At 64.0% G+C, this 17592-nt stretch carries 14 protein-coding genes; 4 read left to right on the forward strand and 10 right to left on the reverse strand.

Annotated elements, in window-relative coordinates:
- Window positions 1–27: 27 nt before the first annotated feature.
- From C2L66_RS07700 to C2L66_RS07730, 7 genes are all read right to left on the reverse strand, one after another.
- Window positions 28–1179, reverse strand: coding sequence for a glycosyltransferase family 4 protein (locus C2L66_RS07700; RefSeq protein WP_054930502.1), 1152 nt, complete (start codon window positions 1177–1179; stop codon window positions 28–30).
- Entirely contained in the window at window positions 1176–2132 is a 957-nt protein-coding gene (locus tag C2L66_RS07705) for a glycosyltransferase family 2 protein (protein ID WP_060600897.1), read from the reverse strand. Before C2L66_RS07705 ends, C2L66_RS07700 begins: the two co-directional genes overlap by 4 nt.
- 66 nt (window positions 2133–2198) lie before the next feature.
- Window positions 2199–4475 (reverse strand): polysaccharide biosynthesis tyrosine autokinase, encoded by a 2277-nt coding sequence (locus C2L66_RS07710; RefSeq protein WP_374727110.1) that lies wholly within the window; start codon window positions 4473–4475, stop codon window positions 2199–2201.
- A gap of 91 nt (window positions 4476–4566) precedes the next feature.
- Window positions 4567–5748 carry a polysaccharide biosynthesis/export family protein gene (locus C2L66_RS07715; protein ID WP_060600894.1) on the reverse strand — a complete coding sequence of 394 codons (1182 nt, stop codon included), beginning with the start codon at window positions 5746–5748 and terminating at the stop codon, window positions 4567–4569.
- On the reverse strand, window positions 5742–6194 hold the full coding sequence (locus C2L66_RS07720; RefSeq protein WP_054930499.1) for a low molecular weight protein-tyrosine-phosphatase: 453 nt from the start codon (window positions 6192–6194) through the stop codon (window positions 5742–5744). The genes C2L66_RS07715 and C2L66_RS07720 overlap by 7 nt, the downstream gene beginning before the upstream one ends.
- A gap of 34 nt (window positions 6195–6228) precedes the next feature.
- A complete protein-coding gene (locus C2L66_RS07725) occupies window positions 6229–7647 on the reverse strand; it encodes a UDP-glucose dehydrogenase family protein (RefSeq protein ID WP_060600891.1) in 1419 nt (472 codons plus the stop codon).
- Between the two features lie 75 nt (window positions 7648–7722).
- Window positions 7723–9120 carry an undecaprenyl-phosphate glucose phosphotransferase gene (locus tag C2L66_RS07730; RefSeq protein ID WP_054930497.1) on the reverse strand — a complete coding sequence of 466 codons (1398 nt, stop codon included), beginning with the start codon at window positions 9118–9120 and terminating at the stop codon, window positions 7723–7725.
- Between the two features lie 645 nt (window positions 9121–9765).
- On the opposite strand from C2L66_RS07730, the gene C2L66_RS07735 reads away from it, so the two are divergent.
- Window positions 9766–11295 carry a mannose-1-phosphate guanylyltransferase/mannose-6-phosphate isomerase gene (locus tag C2L66_RS07735; protein ID WP_060600888.1) on the forward strand — a complete coding sequence of 510 codons (1530 nt, stop codon included), beginning with the start codon at window positions 9766–9768 and terminating at the stop codon, window positions 11293–11295.
- Window positions 11296–11535: 240 nt separating this feature from the next.
- Here the strand turns inward: C2L66_RS07735 and C2L66_RS42340 are convergent, their stop codons facing one another.
- Window positions 11536–12786: a DUF6566 family protein gene (locus tag C2L66_RS42340; RefSeq protein ID WP_060600885.1), complete on the reverse strand. Its 1251-nt coding sequence runs from the start codon at window positions 12784–12786 to the stop codon at window positions 11536–11538.
- A 562-nt stretch (window positions 12787–13348) separates the two neighbouring features.
- Window positions 13349–13645 (reverse strand): YciI-like protein, encoded by a 297-nt coding sequence (locus tag C2L66_RS07745; protein ID WP_060600882.1) that lies wholly within the window; start codon window positions 13643–13645, stop codon window positions 13349–13351.
- A gap of 264 nt (window positions 13646–13909) precedes the next feature.
- Here C2L66_RS07745 and C2L66_RS07750 point away from each other — a divergent pair, with 264 nt between their 5' ends.
- The 3 genes from C2L66_RS07750 (at window position 13910) to C2L66_RS07760 (ending at window position 16009) form a co-directional block, all read left to right on the forward strand.
- Window positions 13910–14206, forward strand: a complete 297-nt coding sequence (locus C2L66_RS07750) for a PsiF family protein (protein WP_054930493.1) — start codon at window positions 13910–13912, stop codon at window positions 14204–14206.
- Window positions 14207–14539: 333 nt separating this feature from the next.
- Window positions 14540–14986 carry a hypothetical protein gene (locus tag C2L66_RS07755; protein ID WP_054930492.1) on the forward strand — a complete coding sequence of 149 codons (447 nt, stop codon included), beginning with the start codon at window positions 14540–14542 and terminating at the stop codon, window positions 14984–14986.
- Window positions 14987–15421: 435 nt separating this feature from the next.
- Window positions 15422–16009: a BPSL1445 family SYLF domain-containing lipoprotein gene (locus C2L66_RS07760; protein WP_054930491.1), complete on the forward strand. Its 588-nt coding sequence runs from the start codon at window positions 15422–15424 to the stop codon at window positions 16007–16009.
- Window positions 16010–16220: 211 nt separating this feature from the next.
- On the opposite strand, the gene C2L66_RS07765 is transcribed toward C2L66_RS07760, so the two are convergent.
- Window positions 16221–17282: a glycosyltransferase family 4 protein gene (locus tag C2L66_RS07765; RefSeq protein WP_054930490.1), complete on the reverse strand. Its 1062-nt coding sequence runs from the start codon at window positions 17280–17282 to the stop codon at window positions 16221–16223.
- Window positions 17283–17592 lie beyond the last annotated feature (310 nt).

Here is a 17592-nt window from a genome sequence, read left to right on the forward strand (position 1 = left end):
CCCGGCTCGTGCAATGGAGGACATCGCTTACATCCCTCCCCGGCTCTGCGACGGCACGCGCGTGTTTCCACCGGCGTTCGTCTGCTGCGCGGGATGCGCGTGCTGCGCTTGCCGGCGCAGCAAATCGCGCGTGAGCTTCACGTGCTGCTGCGCATAGTGCTGGGTCGTGTGATCGCGCGACACGAGCTGCATCGATGCTGCCTGCGCCTGTTGCAGCGCTTTGTCCGGCGACGCGATGAGGCCAAGCAGCGCCTCGCGCAGCGCGTCGGCGTCGAACGGCGGCACATACGCCGCCGCGCGGGCCGAAAAATAATCCTGCAAGCCGCCAACGTTCGTCACCACCATCGGCTTGCCGACGGCGGCGGCTTCCAGCATCACCGTGATCCCGGAGGCATGCGTATTCGGTCGCAGCGGCACGACGACCACGTCGGCCCAGTCGTACAGTTCACGCTGTTTTTTCAGGCCCGCGGCGGGCGCGACCTGCACGTTCAGCGAGCGCAGCGCACGCGGGATGCGCCGGCGCGTCGCGAGCCGCACGGCGAAGCGCGGATCGTTGCCGACGGCCTTGATCAGCGTCTCCCAGTCGCGGTCGCGATCGTTGCCGATGGCCGCGATGCGCAGTGGCGTATCCGGTTGCCATGCCTTCGGCTGCTGCACGGGGAAATCGCGCGTGTTCAGCCCGTAGAAAAGCTGCGTCGCGTCGCGGCCGAAATACTCGCGGCACAGTTCGGCGTTGTCGCGCGCGAGCGTCGTCAGGAGATCGGCACGCGCAATCAGCTTCCGATAGAACCAGCGGCGCAGCAGCCCATAGTTCGGCCACTTGTCGATCAGCCACACGCTTTGCGCGAGCAACAGCGGTTGCGTTTGGCGCTTGCCGTTCATCAGCAGCATCAGCGCGGCCGACAGCCATTCCTGCTCCGTATGCGTCCAGATGACGTCCGAGCGCAGCATCTCATCGCGATTACGCAGCGTGTGAATCAGGTCGAAACCGAGCAGCGTCTTCAACGCACGGCGCACGAGGCGCACCGGCTTGCTCTCCTTCGCGTCCTGCGAATAACTCAACTGGAATTCGTCGGACTCGGCATGGTGATAGCCATACAGGCAGCCGATGTTCTCGCCCGGGCGATAGAAGCGCGGATCAGCGCCGTAAAACAGGTGTACGTGGACCTTCGTCGTCATGCGTGCACCCCCGTGCCCGTGCCACGCTGCTGCGCGAACGCGCGACGCGCTTCGCGAGCGCCCGTGCGCACGGCGCGCCAGCGCGCGAGCTTGGTGCGCGCGCCTTTCGACGTCAGCGCGAGCATCGCATGCACCGCGCCCGGATAGACACGCGTGCCCACGAGGGCATACCACCACCACGCAATTTCGCGCTGCCCTGCGGGCAACTGCTCGCGCAAGATCAGATGCAGGTTATAAGCGGCATTGCGCACCGCCGTCAGCGACTGCGCATCGCGGCGGTCCTCGTCGAAGCGTTCGGCGGGGTAATGATCGACGGCGACGCGCGGGTCGTAGACCAGCTTCCAGCCCGCGTTCTTCACGCTCATGCTGAAGGCCATGTCGTTGTGCACCTGCGCGCCCGCGCCGCGCAAACGGCCGTCGAAGCGGATCGAGCGCACCGCGTCGCGCCGGTAGCTCATGTTAGCGCCCTTGAGCAGATCGACCTCGCGCGCTTCGCCGACGCCGAGGTGATGATTGCCGATGATCTTGCCCGACTTCATCATCTTGCCGACCAGAAAGCGCGAGCCGTCGAGCACGCCGCCCTTCTGATGCACCCAGTCGCGGCCGCCGAGCGCGCCCAGACGCGGATCGCTCTCGAACGCGGCGCCGATGCGGCGCACCCAGTCGGCGTGCGGCGCGGCGTCGTCGTCGGTGATCGCGATCACGTCGCCCGTCGCGGCATCCAGGCCGCGATTGAGCGCGGCCACCTGGCCCGGCACTTCGACGGCCGCGACGTTCAGCGGCAACGCGCCGACCACGAGGGGATCGGCGAGGCATGCGTGGGTCGCTTCATCATCGGGACGCGCGACCACCACGACTTCGTCGGGCACGCGCTCCTGCTTCTGCAAGGCCGCGAGACAGCGCGCGAGATCTTGCGGGCGGCGAAAGGTCGGCACCAGTACCGTTATCTTCATCCTGTACTCTCCGTGGCTTGGTCGATGGCGCGTGGCCTCGCCGCGCGGGCAAGGCCGGCGCGCGCATCAGGTGCTCAGGTATTCCTGCACGGCCGCGTAGCTGCGGTCGTAGTTGCCGCGCGCACGCGGCGGCATCGCGTTGAAAATCGCGCCCTGCACGTGCACGCCCGCCGAATGCAGGCGCTTCAAGGCGTCGGCGATCTCGCCTTCGCTGTGCATGCCCGAGCGCACCACGAAGAACGTCGAGCCCGCATAGCCGCCGATGATCGACGCGTCGGTCACGGCCAGCACGGGCGGCGTGTCGATCAGGATCACGTCGTAACGCTTGGCCAGCCCTTCGAGGTATTGCGGCAGGCGCGGCGACATCAGCAGTTCGGAAGGGTTCGGCGGACGGCGTCCGCACGAGATGAACGACAGGTTGTCGATTTCCGTTGCACGCAGCGCATCGTCCAGCGAAATCTGGCCGCTCAGCAGTTCCGACAGACCGTTGTCCTGCGAGCCGCCCAGATGCTTTTCGAGCGCGCCGCGCCGCATGTCGCCGTCGATCATCAGCACCCGCTTGCCCGAATGCGCGAGCAGCACGGCGAGGTTGATCGTCAGGAAGCTCTTGCCGACGCCCGGCAGCGGCCCCGTGAACATCACGATGTGGTTGCGCGCGTCCTGCAGCGTGAACTGCATCGACGTGCGCAGGCTGCGCAGGCTTTCGATACACACGTCCTTCGGCTTCGCGTTGGCGAGCACCGCGCGCTGGCGCGTGCCGCCGCGCACCGCGGCGCTCTCCAGCAGCGCCTGTTCGGCCGACAGCGGCACGAGGCCGTAGACGGGCAGATGGAAGGTGCGCTCGACCGTTTCGGGGTCGTCGATGCCCTTGAACATATTGCGGCGCAGGAACACGAAACCCGTGCCGACGATCAGCCCGAGTATCGTTGCCGCCGACAGGATCAGCGCCTTCTTCGGCTTGATGGGCGAACCGGGGCGCAGCGCGGCGTCGACGATATGCACGTTGCCGCCCGTACCCGCTTTCTGCACGGACAGTTCCTGCACGCGGTTGAGCAGCAGCACGTAGATGTCTTCCGCGACCTTCGCGTCGCGCTGCAACTGCACGGCCTTGACTTCGGTGGCAGGCAGATCGCGGAAACGGTCCGCGTATTTGGTGCGCTGCGCCTGGAGTTCGGCCATCTGCTGCTGCGCGGCCTTGATCATCGGGTGATCGTCGCCGTAGCGCTGTTCGAGCTGCGAAATCTGCAGGCGCAAGGCCGAGATCTGCTGCTCGTACTGCACGCTGCCTTCCAGATAGACCTTCGCTTCGTCGCTCGCGTTGATCGAGCCGCTCTTGCTCTGATACGCCGTCAACGCCGCTTCCGCGCGTTCGAGATCGGACTTCAGGCGCGGCTCTTCACTTTTCAGGAAGTCGAGCATCCGGCTCGCGTCGGCCTGCTTGGTGCGGATGTGCTCCAGCAGATACGACTGCGCGAGCGCGTTGGCGACGGCGGCCGCGTGCTCGGGGTTCTGGTCTTCGAGCGAGATCGAGATCACGCCCGTCTGCTTGCCCTGCTCCTGCACGTTGATGGCCGACTGGAACGCGGCGATCGCGTCGAGGTCGTTCGCGCGCATCACCGTGAACTGCGTGCCGGGCCGCGCGACGAGTTTGTTGACCAGCATCGTGACGCCGCCGCCCTGGGCGGGCTGGCCTGCCTGGCCGCGCAACAGCAACTGGCCGTCGGGCGTCATCAGCGTGTAGCGCTGGTTGTCGAGCGCGGTGAGGATCAGCTTCTGACCTTCGAGCGCGGGGGCGACGTCGAGCGAATCGACGTCGGCCACTTCGCCGCCCCACGCGTACGAGCCGAGGCCGAGCCACGGCTTCGCGGGCTGGCCCGGCGTCGCAAGACGCGCAGCGAGGCTGCCGAGCACGGGGATGGTCTTCGGCGCGATCGAGAAGTTCAGCTTCATGTCGTGAACCACGGGCGCAACCACGCCGCGGCTCTTGATCATTTCGATCTCGGCGTCGGTGGGGATCGTCGACTGGCCCGTCGAGATGGTCGCACCCGTTTGCGTCTGCGTGAGCGCCTGCGAGGTGTTGTCCGACGTTTCCACGCGCACGTGCGCATCGGCCGAATACACGGGCTTCGCGACATAGCAGTAGAAGCCGGCAATCGCAACGATGGTCGCGGCGATGCCGATCAGCCACCAGATGTCGTCGATGATCACCTGCAGCAGTTGGCCGAGGACCACGTCCTCTTCTTCGGTTCTGGCCTGGATGGCCAGATGGGGATTGGCTTGAGTGCTCACTTGGATACTCGCTTGAGTGCTCAGGGTTGACCCGGGTCGGGTCGCCGGCGGCATCCGGTGCGTTGCATCCGTTCGTGTTCCGGATGCGAAGCGCCGGGATGCCGGCAGCGGTTCAGGCATTGCAAAGCAATGAGACGTCAGGACATCAGCGCGTCAGCTGCTTCAGGTAGAACAGCGTCTGCACCGTCGGCAGGACCTGCTGCAACACGCGGTTGAAGGTCGTCGAGGCGGCCGTGCCCACGTACACCACGTCCATCGGCTGCAACTGGAATTGCGACGACAGCATGATCGCGTCGGGCTGCGTCATGTCGAGGCGATACACGTCGGGCGTGGTCGGCTTGTCCTTCATGCCGCGCATCACGAAGATCTGGCGCGGGTTCGCGTCGGTGTCGAGAATGCCGCCCGCCTGCGTGAGCGCATCGGCGATCGTCAGTTCGCCCTTGTTCATCGGCACGGGAATCGGCGTCTTCACTTCGCCCATCACGAAGATGCGCGTGTCGCTGCGGTCCGGCACGTTGACGATGTCGCCGGGTTCGAGCATCACGTTCTGCGTGGTATCGCCCTTGTCGAGCATGCGGTTCGCGTCGAGCACATAGAGCTTGCCCTTGCGCGTGAGGCGCACGCGCTGCAGATCGGCGCTGTCGGTCGAACCGCCCGACCGGGTGATCGCATCGACCAGCGTGAGCGGCACGTCGGACAGCGCAAGCGGCCCCGGCGTCTTCACGTCGCCCGTCACCTGGACCTTCTGGCTCCGGTACGACAGCACGCGCACGTCGACCTGCGGATCGCGGATGTACGGCACGAGCTTCCTGGCGAGTTCGTCGCGGATCTGCGCCGTGGTGCGGCCCGACGCGCGGATGCGCCCGACGAACGGGAAATAGATCGTGCCGTCGGGCGCGACCGTCTGCCCGTACGGATCGGCCTGGCCCGGCAACGCCTGCGTGTAAGGCTGCTGCAACGCGCCGCCGATCGACTGCGTGGTGTTGCCGCCCGAAGAGAGCGTGCTGCCGTTCGGCGTGGTCAGTTCCGGGTGGTCCCAGACGGTGATGCCGAGAATGTCCTGCGGCGCGACGCGATAGACATACTGCGTCGGATCGGCGAACGGACCGGGCGGCGGCAGCACCTGCTTCGCAATGGCGTCCGCCGTCTGCGCCTGCTGCTTCTGGATCACCTGGGCATCGATCAGCGTGACCGGGTACGTTTCGGCCGGCTTGTTCTGCGAGTCTTCCTTCAGACGCGACGTGTCGAGGTAATTCCCCGGCGCGGTCGCGCACGCCGACAGAAAAGTCGTCAGCACAATAGATAACGTGATGTTTCGTTTCAGCATATTTTGTCCAGCCATCCCATGACGAGGTGTTCCATGTGCGCGAGGCTGTCGCGATACGCGCCTTCGTCGCGTCCATGCGGATCGACGACGTCGGCGCTTCCCCACTTGTCCCACTTGCCGAGCGCATAGACCTTGCCGCGCGACGTGGGATCGAGCGCCTCCACGTCCTTCACTTGCCGCTGTTCGGTGACGAGGATCAGGTCGGCATCGCGCACGAGCTTGCCGTCGAGCCGCCGCGCGCGATGCGCGCCACTTTCCACGCCGCGTTCTTCGAGCAGACGCCGCATGACGGGGTCCATGCCGTAGCCGTCGATCGCACGCAGGCCCGCCGAACGAAACGCGATGGGCTGCGCGCCGCGCGTGTCCTGACGCGACTTGAACAGTCGCTCGGCGGCGGGCGAGCGGCACACGTTGGCGTGGCAGACGATCAGGACGTTCGCGAACATGGGGCGGCCTCTTTGCAGTCGATGACGCCAGGGGTTACAGCACAGCAGCCGTGGAAGCCGTGGCAAGCGAAGCGACAGCGGCTTCGGATTGCGCAGGCTGACGGCCGATCGCGTGGTACTCGATGCCCAGTTCGCGCATCGTGTCCGGTTCGTACAGATTGCGGCCGTCGAAAATCAACGGCGTTTTCAACAGCGTCTTGAGGCTGTCGAAATCCGGGCTCTTGAAGACCTTCCATTCGGTGAGGATCACCAGCGCGTCGGCCTGCTGAGCCGCCTGCATTTCTTCATCCGCGAACGCGAGGCGGGCGAGCTGTTGCGGCTTGTCTTTCAGGTCGAGCGCGAACACGCGCTTCGATTCGTCGACGGCGACGGGGTCATAGGCCACGACCTTCGCGCCGCGCGCCAGCAGTTCGGCGATCAGCGCGCGGCTCGGCGCTTCGCGCATGTCGTCGGTATTCGGCTTGAACGCAAGACCCCAGACGGCGAACGTACGGTCCGACAGGTCCTCGCCCAAACGTGCGACGATCTTGTGCGCGAGGATCTTCTTCTGCGTTTCGTTGACGGCTTCGACGGCTTCGAGAATGCGCAGGTTGTGGCCCATCTCGCTGCCCGTGCGGATCAGCGCCTGCACGTCCTTCGGGAAGCACGAGCCGCCATAGCCGCAGCCCGCGTACAGGAAGTCGTAACCGATGCGCGGGTCGGAACCCATGCCGCGACGCACCGCTTCGATATCGGCGCCCACGCGGTCGGCGAGATTGGCGAGGTCGTTCATGAACGAGATGCGTGTCGCGAGCATCGCGTTGGCTGCGTATTTCGTGAACTCGGCGGAACGCACGTCCATATACAGCGTGCGTTCGTGATTGCGGTTGAACGGCGCATACAGACGCTTCATCAGTTCGCGCGCCTTTTCGCCGGGCACGTCCTCGTCGCAACCGAGAATGATCCGGTCCGGGCGCGTGAAGTCGTCGACGGCGGCCCCTTCTTTCAGGAACTCCGGGTTCGACACGACCGAGAACATCTGCTTCAGGCCGCGCTGGTTCAGTTCGTCCTGCACGGCCTGCGCAACGCGGCGCGCGGTGCCGACGGGCACCGTCGACTTGTCGACGATCACCTTGAAGCCCTTCATATGGCGGCCGATATTGCGCGCTGCCGCCAGCACGTATTGCAGGTCGGCCGAACCGTCTTCGTCGGGCGGCGTGCCGACGGCGATGAACTGGATGTCGCCATGCGCGACGGCCGCTTCGATATCCGTCGAAAACGTCAGGCGCCCCGCCTTGCGGTTGCGCGCGATGATCTCCAGCAGACCCGGCTCATGGATCGGCACGCCGCCGTTGTTCAGCACGTCGATCTTGCGCTGATCGACGTCGAGGCAGAATACGTCGTGCCCGATGTCTGCCAGACAGGCACCCGTGACGAGGCCAACGTATCCGGTTCCAACGATCGTCAGGTTCATGAATTACACCTCGGAGATTGAATGGTTCAGTGAATGGAGAACGCGCGGCGTTCTATCCGATGGACCCCACGCGCGTCAGTACGCGTTGCTGCCCACGAAGCCTTTCCAGAAGGTCAGGCCCACGATCTTGATGTCGAGCCAGAAGCTCCAGTGCTGCATGTAGTACAGATCGAGCTTCACGCGGCCCATCATCTTTTCGATGCGGTCGGTTTCGCCGCGATAGCCGTTGATCTGCGCCCAGCCGGTGATGCCGGGCTTGATCCGGTAGCGGTGCATGTAGCCCTTCACCAGATCCTTGTAGATGTCGTCGTGTTCGAGTGCATGCGGACGCGGGCCGACCACCGACATTTCCCCGCGCAGCACGTTGATGAACTGCGGCAGTTCGTCGAGGCTCGTGCGGCGCAGGAACGCGCCGACAGGCGTGATGCGCGGATCGCGGCGCGTGGCCTGGGTGATCTTGCCCGCCTCCTCCTTGTGGAGTTTCATCGAGCGGAACTTGAAGATCTCGAACTCGCGGCCGTCGATGCCCTTGCGCCGCTGCCGGAAAAACACCGGTCCCGGCGACGAAAGCTTCACGGCCACGGCGATCGCGAGCAGCAGCGGCGCGAGCGCCGTCAGCGCGGCGAGCGCGAACAGCCGGTCGAAAATCCGCTTGGGCAGCACGCGCAGGTCGGTGATCGGCGACGCGGCGAGATTGATCGCGGGCACGCCGAGCAGGTCGACCATCGGCTGGTTGAGGAGCGTCAGGCTGCGCACATCCGGGATGAAGCGGATGTTCACGAAGTCGTTGCGAAACTCCATCACGAAGCGATGGATGACCTTCTCTTTCGACATCGGCAGCGCCATCCACAACTCGCGCACCGACCGGCGGCGCATCTCGTCGATCATCGCCGCGTAGTCGCGCCGCACGGGCACGCCTTCGATCGTTTCCGGTTCGTCGATGTCTTCGTAGTGGCTGCGGTTGTCGTCCTCGTCATAGACGAGCACGGGGCTGAAGCCGGCTTCGGGACGGCTGCGCATCTGCTCGATCAGAAACTTGCCGTACGGTGCACCGCCGACGATGGCCACCTTCTTCTGGTTGAAGCCCTCGCGCCGCAGCCCGCGCAGCACGGCGTGCACGAGCGCCTTCGTGACGATCAGCAGCACCACGCTGGCGCCGGCCCAGTACGCCAGCCACAGGCGCGACAGCATGTCCGAGCGGTGCAGGCTGAAGCTCATCAGGATGCCCGTCACCTCGACCATCAGCCAGCCCATCGACACGCGCCACAGCAGGTCGTACAGCGGCTTGCCGCGCCACGACTGATAAATGCCGAGGGCCGGAAAGAACAGGATCACCAGCAGGCAGTCGAACGCCAGCGACACGCTTTGCATGTCGTCGAGCCAAACGAAATGCCCCGCGTGCAGCGCGGCCGCGATCAGCGCGCCGAGCGCGACCATGCCGATGTCGATGATTCTCGATAGAACGCTCAGCATCTGCTGCCCCTCGCCTTGTCTGTCAGTTCGATCAAGTTCTATCCACGGTCCGTTGAAAAGTGCGCTGCGTGATTCGCGCGGCGGATTACCGGGTGGTTCGTCAACCGGCTTTGCGCCTTGCCAATGGAAAGCAACGCAGAAAAGCAAATCACCTCGCATTGGATCGCATTTCGGTTTGCGTTGCGACGGGAATACGGATGAATTGCGCCGGTGAGTGAATACCCTTGTACAAGCCTAGATAAAGCGGCATTAAAATTCCGGCCGCAAGGCGGCAAAAAATCTCAAAATGTATCGGCACGATTTACGATATTTTTTTCGCTTTTATTCGGTAATTGTTGCCGAATTATGCGGATTCGCACCGCACTTCGCGCCGTTTGTCCCGCTTTTGCTGGGCTTTTTTTCCGCTGTGGTGTCAGACCATGCTGCCCGCGGGTCGATCAGCACGCGCGTTCCGGGTCTGCGAATTGTGTCGTGTCAATTTTTACCTGATTTATTTTCTATTTTTCCGGCATTGCGAAATTATTCGTTAATGCATGACTGCCATTTTGCATTGGAATTATTCGGCAGAAATTCAATGCCGATTTATTGACGCATTACGACGTGATAAAAACTCAGGCATTCATCCCGCTTCGAGGAGTTATCACCATGACTGCTACGGCGTCAGACGTCGACAATCGACAGGCGAATCAAACCCGGCTCAACGTCAAGCTCAAGGTTCATCCCGTGATACTGGCCGGCGGTTCGGGAACACGGCTGTGGCCAATGTCGCGCGAACAGCATCCGAAACAGCTGATCGGTCTGCTGGGCGCAGACTCGCTGCTGCAATCGACGACGCAACGGCTCGACGGACTCGATGCCGGTTATCCCGTTGCCGAGCAACTGGTTGTTGTCTGCAACGAAGAACATCGCTTCACGACGGCCGAGCAATTGCGCGTGAGCGGCAAACAGAGCCGCCTGATTCTCGAGCCCTGCGCGCGCGACACGGCACCGGCATTGACCATCGCGGCGCTTTCGGTGCTCGCGCAGGATCAGGACGGCATCATGGTCGTGATGCCCGCCGACCACGCCGTGACGGACACGGAAGGTTTTCACGCCGCCGTCGCGGCGGGCGTGCAGCACGCGTCGAACGGCCAGATCGTGACGATGGGCATCGTGCCGTCGCGCGCCGAAACGGGCTACGGCTACATTCGTATCGGTGCTTCACTGCCCGCCGTCGAAACGGCGAGCGAGCGCGTGATCGACGCCCATCAGCTCGACCGCTTCGTCGAAAAGCCGCATGTCGAACTCGCGCAGCGCTATGTCGACTCGAAAGAGTATTGGTGGAACAGCGGCATCTTCATTCTGCGCGCGTCGACGTGGATCAAGGCCGTGCGCCACTTCCAGCCTGCCATTTACGAAGCCTGCGAAGCTGCGCATGCGCAAGGCACCACCGACGGCGATTTCTTCCGCGTGCAGCGCGACGCATTCGGCGCGTGCCCGTCCAATTCGATCGACTACGCCGTGATGGAACGTCTCGGCGGCGACACGTCGGTGTGCACGGGCGTCGTCGTGCCGCTCGACGCCGGCTGGTCCGATGTCGGCTCGTGGGACGCGATCTGGGACATCCTGCCGAAAGACGGCGACGACAACGTCGGCCGCGGCAACGTGATGTTCGAAGGCGCCGGATCGACCTTCGCGCATTCCGAAGGCCGCCTGATCGCCTGCGTCGGAACGCAGGATCTCGTCGTCGTCGAAACCGACGACGCGATTCTCGTCGCCGACAAGCGCCGCGTGCAGGACGTGAAGAAGGTGGTGGCCCGCATCCGCGAAGCCCATGGCGCGCAAGCCGTGAACCATCGCAAAGTGCATCGGCCGTGGGGCCACTACGATTCCGTCGACACGGGCGAGCGCTTCCAGGTCAAGCGCATCGTCGTGAAGCCGGGCGCGCAACTGTCGCTGCAGATGCATCATCATCGCGCCGAACACTGGATCGTCGTGCGCGGCACGGCGCTCGTCACGCGCGGCGAAGAGCGCTTCATCGTGTCGGAGAACGAATCGGCGTACATCCCGCTCGGCGTCACGCATCGTCTCGAGAATCCGGGCAAGATGCCGCTCGAGATCATTGAGGTGCAATCGGGATCGTATCTCGGCGAAGACGACATCGTGCGCTTCGACGACACATACGGCCGCCGATAAACGCAAGTCCCGAACGAACGCAGCAGAGACGGACGCAGCATGAATGCGCCCTTCTCTGCTGCTACATGCTGCTGTAGCTCAGATAGAAACGGCCAGGGTGAAGCGCGCGATGCGTGAAGCACGGCATCGAGTCACGGCAATGAACGACGAGACGGCAACGACGCGCCTGACCGCTGCGCGTCTGCCCAGGTGACCGGTTCCAGTTCTTGAGAAAACGATGGCGCGACTACGCCATCGTCATCATCCTGCGTGCGAAAGCAGATTCGACGGCAACGGGTAGCGTTCGCCCGTTTTGTCCTTGGCGACATCGGACGGATAGCGGCGCAACGGCATCAGACGCGGATTCAGATGCTGCGGCAAATGCGGATTGCCCGTTGCAGCGGCAACGTTCGCCGCGGCGAGTGCCGGCGTCGGCGTGAGTTCGGGCATGGCGCGCGTGACTGGCCGCACCGCGGCCTTCGGCGTGTGCATACCCACGTTCGACGGATGCGCGTGCAGTCCCGCCGCTGCCTCGCGCGTACGGCATTCGCGGTCGATCCATTGCCGCGCCCAGTCGAGCGCAAAACGATGCGCTTCGTCGACATCGGCGAAGCGCGGGCCGATCAGGCCGGAACGCTCGACGCGTTTGCCGTCCTTCATGATCTCGGCCCATGCGCGGAATGCATCGTTGGTCACCTGCTCCGCCTCGACGTAAATCGTGTAGCCCTGGCGGTCGGCGACTTCCAGGCCGCGCGGCGCCGTGAGGCTCATCCACAGCGGCGTGTGCTGGCTGTCCGCCGCGGTATCCGCCGAAGCGTTCGCGGTGGACGCGTCGTCGCCGTGCGCGCCGGCTTGCACCGGCGTGACAGGCGAGTCGGCATTGGCAGCGTGCGCCTGCATCGGTGCTTGCACATCGATGCGCTGCGCGTCGCCGAAGACGACGCCGGCTTCGAGCGCACTCGCCGCGCTAACGACATTGGCGCGCGGTGCCTCGACGAAGCCCGTTTCGACGGCCGCCGAGCCCACGAGCTGGCGCGTGATGTCGGCCATCGGCGCGAGCGCATGCCAGCCGGACGGCGCGCCGCCCGGCACGCCCGACTCAGCAGACGACGCTTGCCACGTCTCCGGACTTTTCCAGAACACGCCGCGCGCGAGTTCGTCGCGCGGCTTCTGCGCTTCGACCACAGGCGCGGGCTTCGGCGCAGCGGGCGGCGTCGGCTCGGGAATGTACGCGAACGTGCGTCCATTCAGCGTCAACAGACGGATCACTTCTGCCAGTGTGCCGTCGGCTTGCCACTCCTCGAAGCGGCGCCGGCACGTAGGGCCTGACGGATAGCGGCCAGGAAGCTTCGACCACGGCTCACCCGTCGTCAGGATCCACAGAACGGCATTGGCCACGATTCGGGGTTCGGCGCGGGGCCGTCCGCGTCGGTTCAGGCGGACGGCTGGCTCGTCGGAAACAAGCGCGGATATTTGCGCCCATTCGTCATTGCTTAGCTCATCGAAAAACATGGAGTTCTCCACGCAGCCTGGCCTGGCTGCGGCGTTGGGCTCGCACGAACTTCATTTTGGCGGTTCGTGTCGGGTCCGCGGTTGCACAATATGCTTATACGTTCGTGCGCCGGGATGGAAAAAAGCACATCGATAGTGCGCTGATTCACCGGGACGACGCACAAAACGTGGTCTCACTCGTGCATGGGAGAATTTGTGCACGAAGCATACCATTCCTAGGGTTTGTCTGAATATGACTGAGACAAGTGTTACGGATAGAAACAATCTTGTCCTTTTTGCTGCGTCGTTTAGTTCCTGGCTGTCACAGAAATGCCGCCGGTTGCAACGTTTCGTACGATGCGCGAACAGCGCGATGCAGCGTGTCCATGCTCGCGCCGCCGTCATGACAAACGGATGCGCGCGTGGATTGCGCACAACAGAATTGACGCAGTTACATTCGCATTGATGTGCGACGCATAAGGTGCGCGTGTGCAGCGGCGTTATTTATTTGTGATGCATAGTGGCCGCTGCATGAAACGAACAAGACGTGGGATGGCGTGGATGGGTCGCGTCGATCGACGGCTCAGCGAACAGGCGTCGCTGCGCGCTCGCCGACCACCGTGGTCCACGGCCGCACGCGCCATTTCGTGACCAGACCGTTGAGCACGTACGGATCGGCTTGCGCGAACGATTCGGCGACGGCAGGCGAATCGCCTTCGAAGAGCAGCACGGCCATATCGACGGGATCGGCGAGCGCGCCGGCGAGATGCAGTTCGCCCCGTTCGGCGGCTGCCCATGCGAGCTTCAGATGCGCGCCGCGAAACTCCGCGCGACGCTCAAGATAATCCGACGACACATCGTAGATCAGCAGATAGTGCATAGCGAAAGCTCCTAAATGGCGATGACGGCAACGACTCGAGCATAACGGTTCACGCGTTCAGGGTAAGCGATCTTAGGGAAAGACCTGTGCAGTCTGAGTGCGGCATGCGTCAACCGTTTGCACTGTCCGCTCGTTCTGACAGCACCATGCATCGCCATGGTGACGGCGATCACAGCGAAAGCTATCGGCCCGCGGCTGTCCGCCCTGGCTCGATGCCCGTCGCACGATAACCAACAACATTCACAACCCGTGATGGAGTGTCCCATGAAGATCCAAGCCGCTCTCGCTGCCCTCGCCCTGACGGGTCTGCTCGCGTCGCCCGCTTTCGCCGCGAACAGCCAGCAATCGAAGATGACGGACTGCAACAAGCAGGCAGGCGACAAGAAGGGAGACGAACGCAAGGCGTTCATGCAGACCTGCCTGTCGGCGAAGCCGGCGGCGGCCGCGTCGGGACCGATGACGCAGCAGGACAAGATGAAGATGTGCAACAAGCAGGCGGCCGACAAGAAAGGCGACGAGCGCAAGGCGTTCATGAGCACCTGTCTGAGCAACAAGGGCTGAGATCCTCGTTTGCGCTTCACCTCGCGTCGTGTGTGTGGGTTCGCGCGGCGCGGGATGCGAGAGGCGGTATCGACGGGCGGCGTCCATTGCGGACGCCGCTTTTCTTTGGGCTTCGCGGGCGCGCGGCAGCGCAGTCGCGTCGAACCTGAAGCGTTGCGCATGCGCCCCTGCCAGATGGCGCACACAAGCGGTGCATTCACGTCATCACACCTGCACTTGTCTGGCCGTTTTCTTCTATGATGGCGGCACAGACGGCCCTGCCCCACACAAAACAAAGTCCCACGGGCCGCCAGCTTGTCGTTGATGCCGCAAGCGCATCGCACGGAGGCAAGGATGGTTGGGAGACACAAGAATCGCTGGTTGCGTCGCTGGCTGGTGGTGATCGTCTTCTGGGCGGTGCCCGTGGCGATCGTCGCCGTGCGCGAGATTCAGGAGGAAATGGCCTATAACCGGGTCGACCTGAACAACGCGCTCACGACCTGGCAGCTGACCGACGCGCAACGCGCCGCAGGCGCCGCCGCGCGCTGCCACGGCACGCCCGACATGGCGCGCGCGTCCGGTTGCCCCGCCGACGTGCTGAGCGCGAACGCGCCGCGCCAGCAAGATGCGCTCAACGAGTACGCGGTCCGCAAAAGCACGCTGGCAGGTTATCTGTGGCATGCGTTCGTCGGCTATTGGGTCGTGCCCGCCGCGACCATCTTCGCGATCGGCTTCATCATCGGCATGGTGCGCCGCGCGCTGAGGCGGCCGCCCGTCAATAAAAGTCCAGCGAATCATTAGCGCTCCAGCTACCTTCTCGCGCAGTACAGCGTGGCCCGAAAGTTTGCCGGCGGCGGGCGCCAGGCGGCGCCCGTCCGATGGGCCGCTGCTGCTTTCCCGCAACACTTTCCGTTCGCTTACAGCGAGAGGCGCGGCAGCGCAGAAACGGTAAATACGACTGCTTCCGGTCGAAGCGCCAGCAGCTCGAATCGGGACTGGCGGCGCACATTGCCGTCTTCGCGCGGGTGCGCCGGACAGCAGCCGGACAGGCTTCCCGCCCGCGCGACCGACCGGCCAGATTTACCCAACAGATCGCCGACTATCGGCAGAGTGCCCGTCAGACAAGGGTTTGCGCGGTGTCCCCAGAACCCTTGCATTGCTGGTTGGTGTGATATAACTAAACAGGCAACCCGCGTGAACTGAGGCTGCACCCCGGAACCACGATGGAGAAAAACGATGCAAAGACGAAACTTCATGCTGAAGAGCACCGCCGCGCTCGCTTTCGGAACCCTTGCACTGGCCGGCTGCACCACCACCAAGAGCAGCGGGGAGTCTGCCGCTACGGACATGTCGAAACGGCAGTCGATCGACGCCAGTGTCGACGGCACCATGTCCCGCCTCTACACGACGGTCAACGGCTCGCGCGAGCTGGTTTCGAAGGCGCGCGGCATTCTTGTTTTCCCGTCCGTGCTGCAGGTCGGCTTCGTGGTCGGCGGCCAGTACGGCGAAGGCTCGCTGCGCGTAGGCGGCAGCACGGTCGGCTACTACAGCACGATCTCCGGCTCGTTCGGCTTGCAAGCCGGCGCGCAGTCGAAGGCGATCATCTTCCTGTTCATGACGCAGGACTCGCTCGACAAATTCCGCAGTTCGGACGGCTGGTCGGTCGGCGCCGATGCGTCCGTCGCGCTCGTCAAGATGGGCGCGAACGGCGCCGTCGATACGACCACGGCCACCGCGCCCGTCGAAGTGTTCATCCTGACAAACGCCGGCCTGATGGCCGATGTGTCGCTGGCAGGCACGAAGGTGTCGAAGCTCAAGATCTGACGGCACGGCGGCGTCGATGCAGCGCTACGGGACGCGGACGGGAGTCCGCCTTGCGGTTCCGGCACGTCGTCGATGGGAGCGCGCGGCAACGCCACCCTGCTCCATTGGCGACGGATGTGACGAACACGGTGAATGACTGCCGTGAATGACCAAGGGCGACGCAATTCTCGGATTGCGTCGCCCTTTCTTTATCTGGCGCTGCCGTCCCGCCTCAGGTGCCGTCGATCACCTTGAAGCGCGAACGCTTCTGCGCGCGGATCACCGACTGGTACGCGTCCACGTATTGCTGCGCCATCCGGTGCGATGTGAAGCGCTCTTCGAAGCGTTGGCGCACGCCCGCGCGCGGCAGCTTGTGCAGACGGTTGACGGCAGCCACCGCGCCGATCTCGTCCTCGACGATGAAGCCGGACACGCCGTCGTCGATCACCTCGGGCACCGAGCCGCGATTGAAGGCGATGACGGGCGTGCCGCACGCCATCGCTTCGATCATCACCAGGCCGAACGGCTCCGGCCAGTCGATCGGAAACAGCAGCGCATGCGCGCCGGACAGAAACTCGGCCTTCTGATGATCGGCGATCTCGCCGATGTACTCGACATACGGCAGATCCAGCAACGGCTTGATCTCGCGCTCGAAGTACTCGGCGTCGGCGGCATCGACCTTGGCGGCGATGCGGATCGGAATGCCACAGCGGCCCGCGATGCGGATCGCCGTATCGACGCGCTTTTCGGGCGAAATGCGGCCGAGAAACGCGAGGTACTTCTGCTCGACGGGCTGTGGCGTGTAAAGCGTTTCCGGCAGGCCGTGATAGACCGTGCTGAGCCAGCGCGCCTGCGGCAGCGGATGACGCTGTGAGTTCGAGATCGAGATGACGGGCGCGGTGTTGAACGTGTCGAACACCGGCTGCTGCTCGGGCAAGTCGAGGCGCCCGTGCAAGGTCGTGACGAACGGCGTGTCCTGCCGCTTGAACACCGAAAACGAGTAGTAGTCCATGTGAAAATGGAGCACGTCGAAGTCTTCGGCCTGACGGCGGACCAGCTCCATCAGCAGCATGTGCGGCGCGATGCGGTCGCGAATGCCGGGATCGAGCCGCAGCGCGCGCGGCCACACGGGTTCGAGCTTCGCGCGCGTAACGGAATCCCCGCTGGCGAAGAGCGTCACGTCATGGCCCAGGTCGACGAGCGCCTCGGTGATGTACGACACGACGCGCTCAGTGCCGCCATAGAGCTTCGGCGGCACGGATTCGGTCAAGGGAGCGATCTGCGCAATTCTCATCTGTGTCTCCAGGGGCCGCTTGAACGCGGCTGCAGCGAGCAGTGGCGACCGAGTATGACAGCAGGCAGGCAGCCGATCAAACGCGGTTTGGCGATTTCATGCGCGCTGTGGCGCAATGTCGGGTTTATCCGTACGCGGCGTCGAAAGACGTTCGAACCACGCTTCCGGCTTCCCTAAAAAGACACGCGCGCCCTACCGTCGGGCCACGCGTGTCCAATGCAACGATTATTGCCCGGTGCCGCCCGGAATGCCGCAGGTATTTCATTTGCATTACGCTGTTACAGTCGGGAAACACTCGCTTCGGGCAATC

The organism is Paraburkholderia caribensis (assembly GCF_002902945.1).
Classification (GTDB): Bacteria; Pseudomonadota; Gammaproteobacteria; order Burkholderiales; family Burkholderiaceae; genus Paraburkholderia; species Paraburkholderia caribensis.

What these genes read in the sequence shown, in the direction of transcription:
- C2L66_RS07700 (WP_054930502.1), bottom strand. Translation starts at nt 1,179, where the DNA reads ATGACGACGAAGGTCCACGTACACCTGTTTTACGGCGCTGATCCGCGC.
- C2L66_RS07705 (WP_060600897.1), bottom strand. Translation starts at nt 2,132, where the DNA reads ATGAAGATAACGGTACTGGTGCCGACCTTTCGCCGCCCGCAAGATCTC.
- C2L66_RS07710 (WP_374727110.1), bottom strand. Translation starts at nt 4,475, where the DNA reads ATGCCGCCGGCGACCCGACCCGGGTCAACCCTGAGCACTCAAGCGAGT.
- C2L66_RS07715 (WP_060600894.1), bottom strand. Translation starts at nt 5,748, where the DNA reads ATGCTGAAACGAAACATCACGTTATCTATTGTGCTGACGACTTTTCTG.
- C2L66_RS07720 (WP_054930499.1), bottom strand. Translation starts at nt 6,194, where the DNA reads ATGTTCGCGAACGTCCTGATCGTCTGCCACGCCAACGTGTGCCGCTCG.
- C2L66_RS07725 (WP_060600891.1), bottom strand. Translation starts at nt 7,647, where the DNA reads ATGAACCTGACGATCGTTGGAACCGGATACGTTGGCCTCGTCACGGGT.
- C2L66_RS07730 (WP_054930497.1), bottom strand. Translation starts at nt 9,120, where the DNA reads ATGCTGAGCGTTCTATCGAGAATCATCGACATCGGCATGGTCGCGCTC.
- C2L66_RS07735 (WP_060600888.1), top strand. Translation starts at nt 9,766, where the DNA reads ATGACTGCTACGGCGTCAGACGTCGACAATCGACAGGCGAATCAAACC.
- C2L66_RS42340 (WP_060600885.1), bottom strand. Translation starts at nt 12,786, where the DNA reads ATGTTTTTCGATGAGCTAAGCAATGACGAATGGGCGCAAATATCCGCG.
- C2L66_RS07745 (WP_060600882.1), bottom strand. Translation starts at nt 13,645, where the DNA reads ATGCACTATCTGCTGATCTACGATGTGTCGTCGGATTATCTTGAGCGT.
- C2L66_RS07750 (WP_054930493.1), top strand. Translation starts at nt 13,910, where the DNA reads ATGAAGATCCAAGCCGCTCTCGCTGCCCTCGCCCTGACGGGTCTGCTC.
- C2L66_RS07755 (WP_054930492.1), top strand. Translation starts at nt 14,540, where the DNA reads ATGGTTGGGAGACACAAGAATCGCTGGTTGCGTCGCTGGCTGGTGGTG.
- C2L66_RS07760 (WP_054930491.1), top strand. Translation starts at nt 15,422, where the DNA reads ATGCAAAGACGAAACTTCATGCTGAAGAGCACCGCCGCGCTCGCTTTC.
- C2L66_RS07765 (WP_054930490.1), bottom strand. Translation starts at nt 17,282, where the DNA reads ATGAGAATTGCGCAGATCGCTCCCTTGACCGAATCCGTGCCGCCGAAG.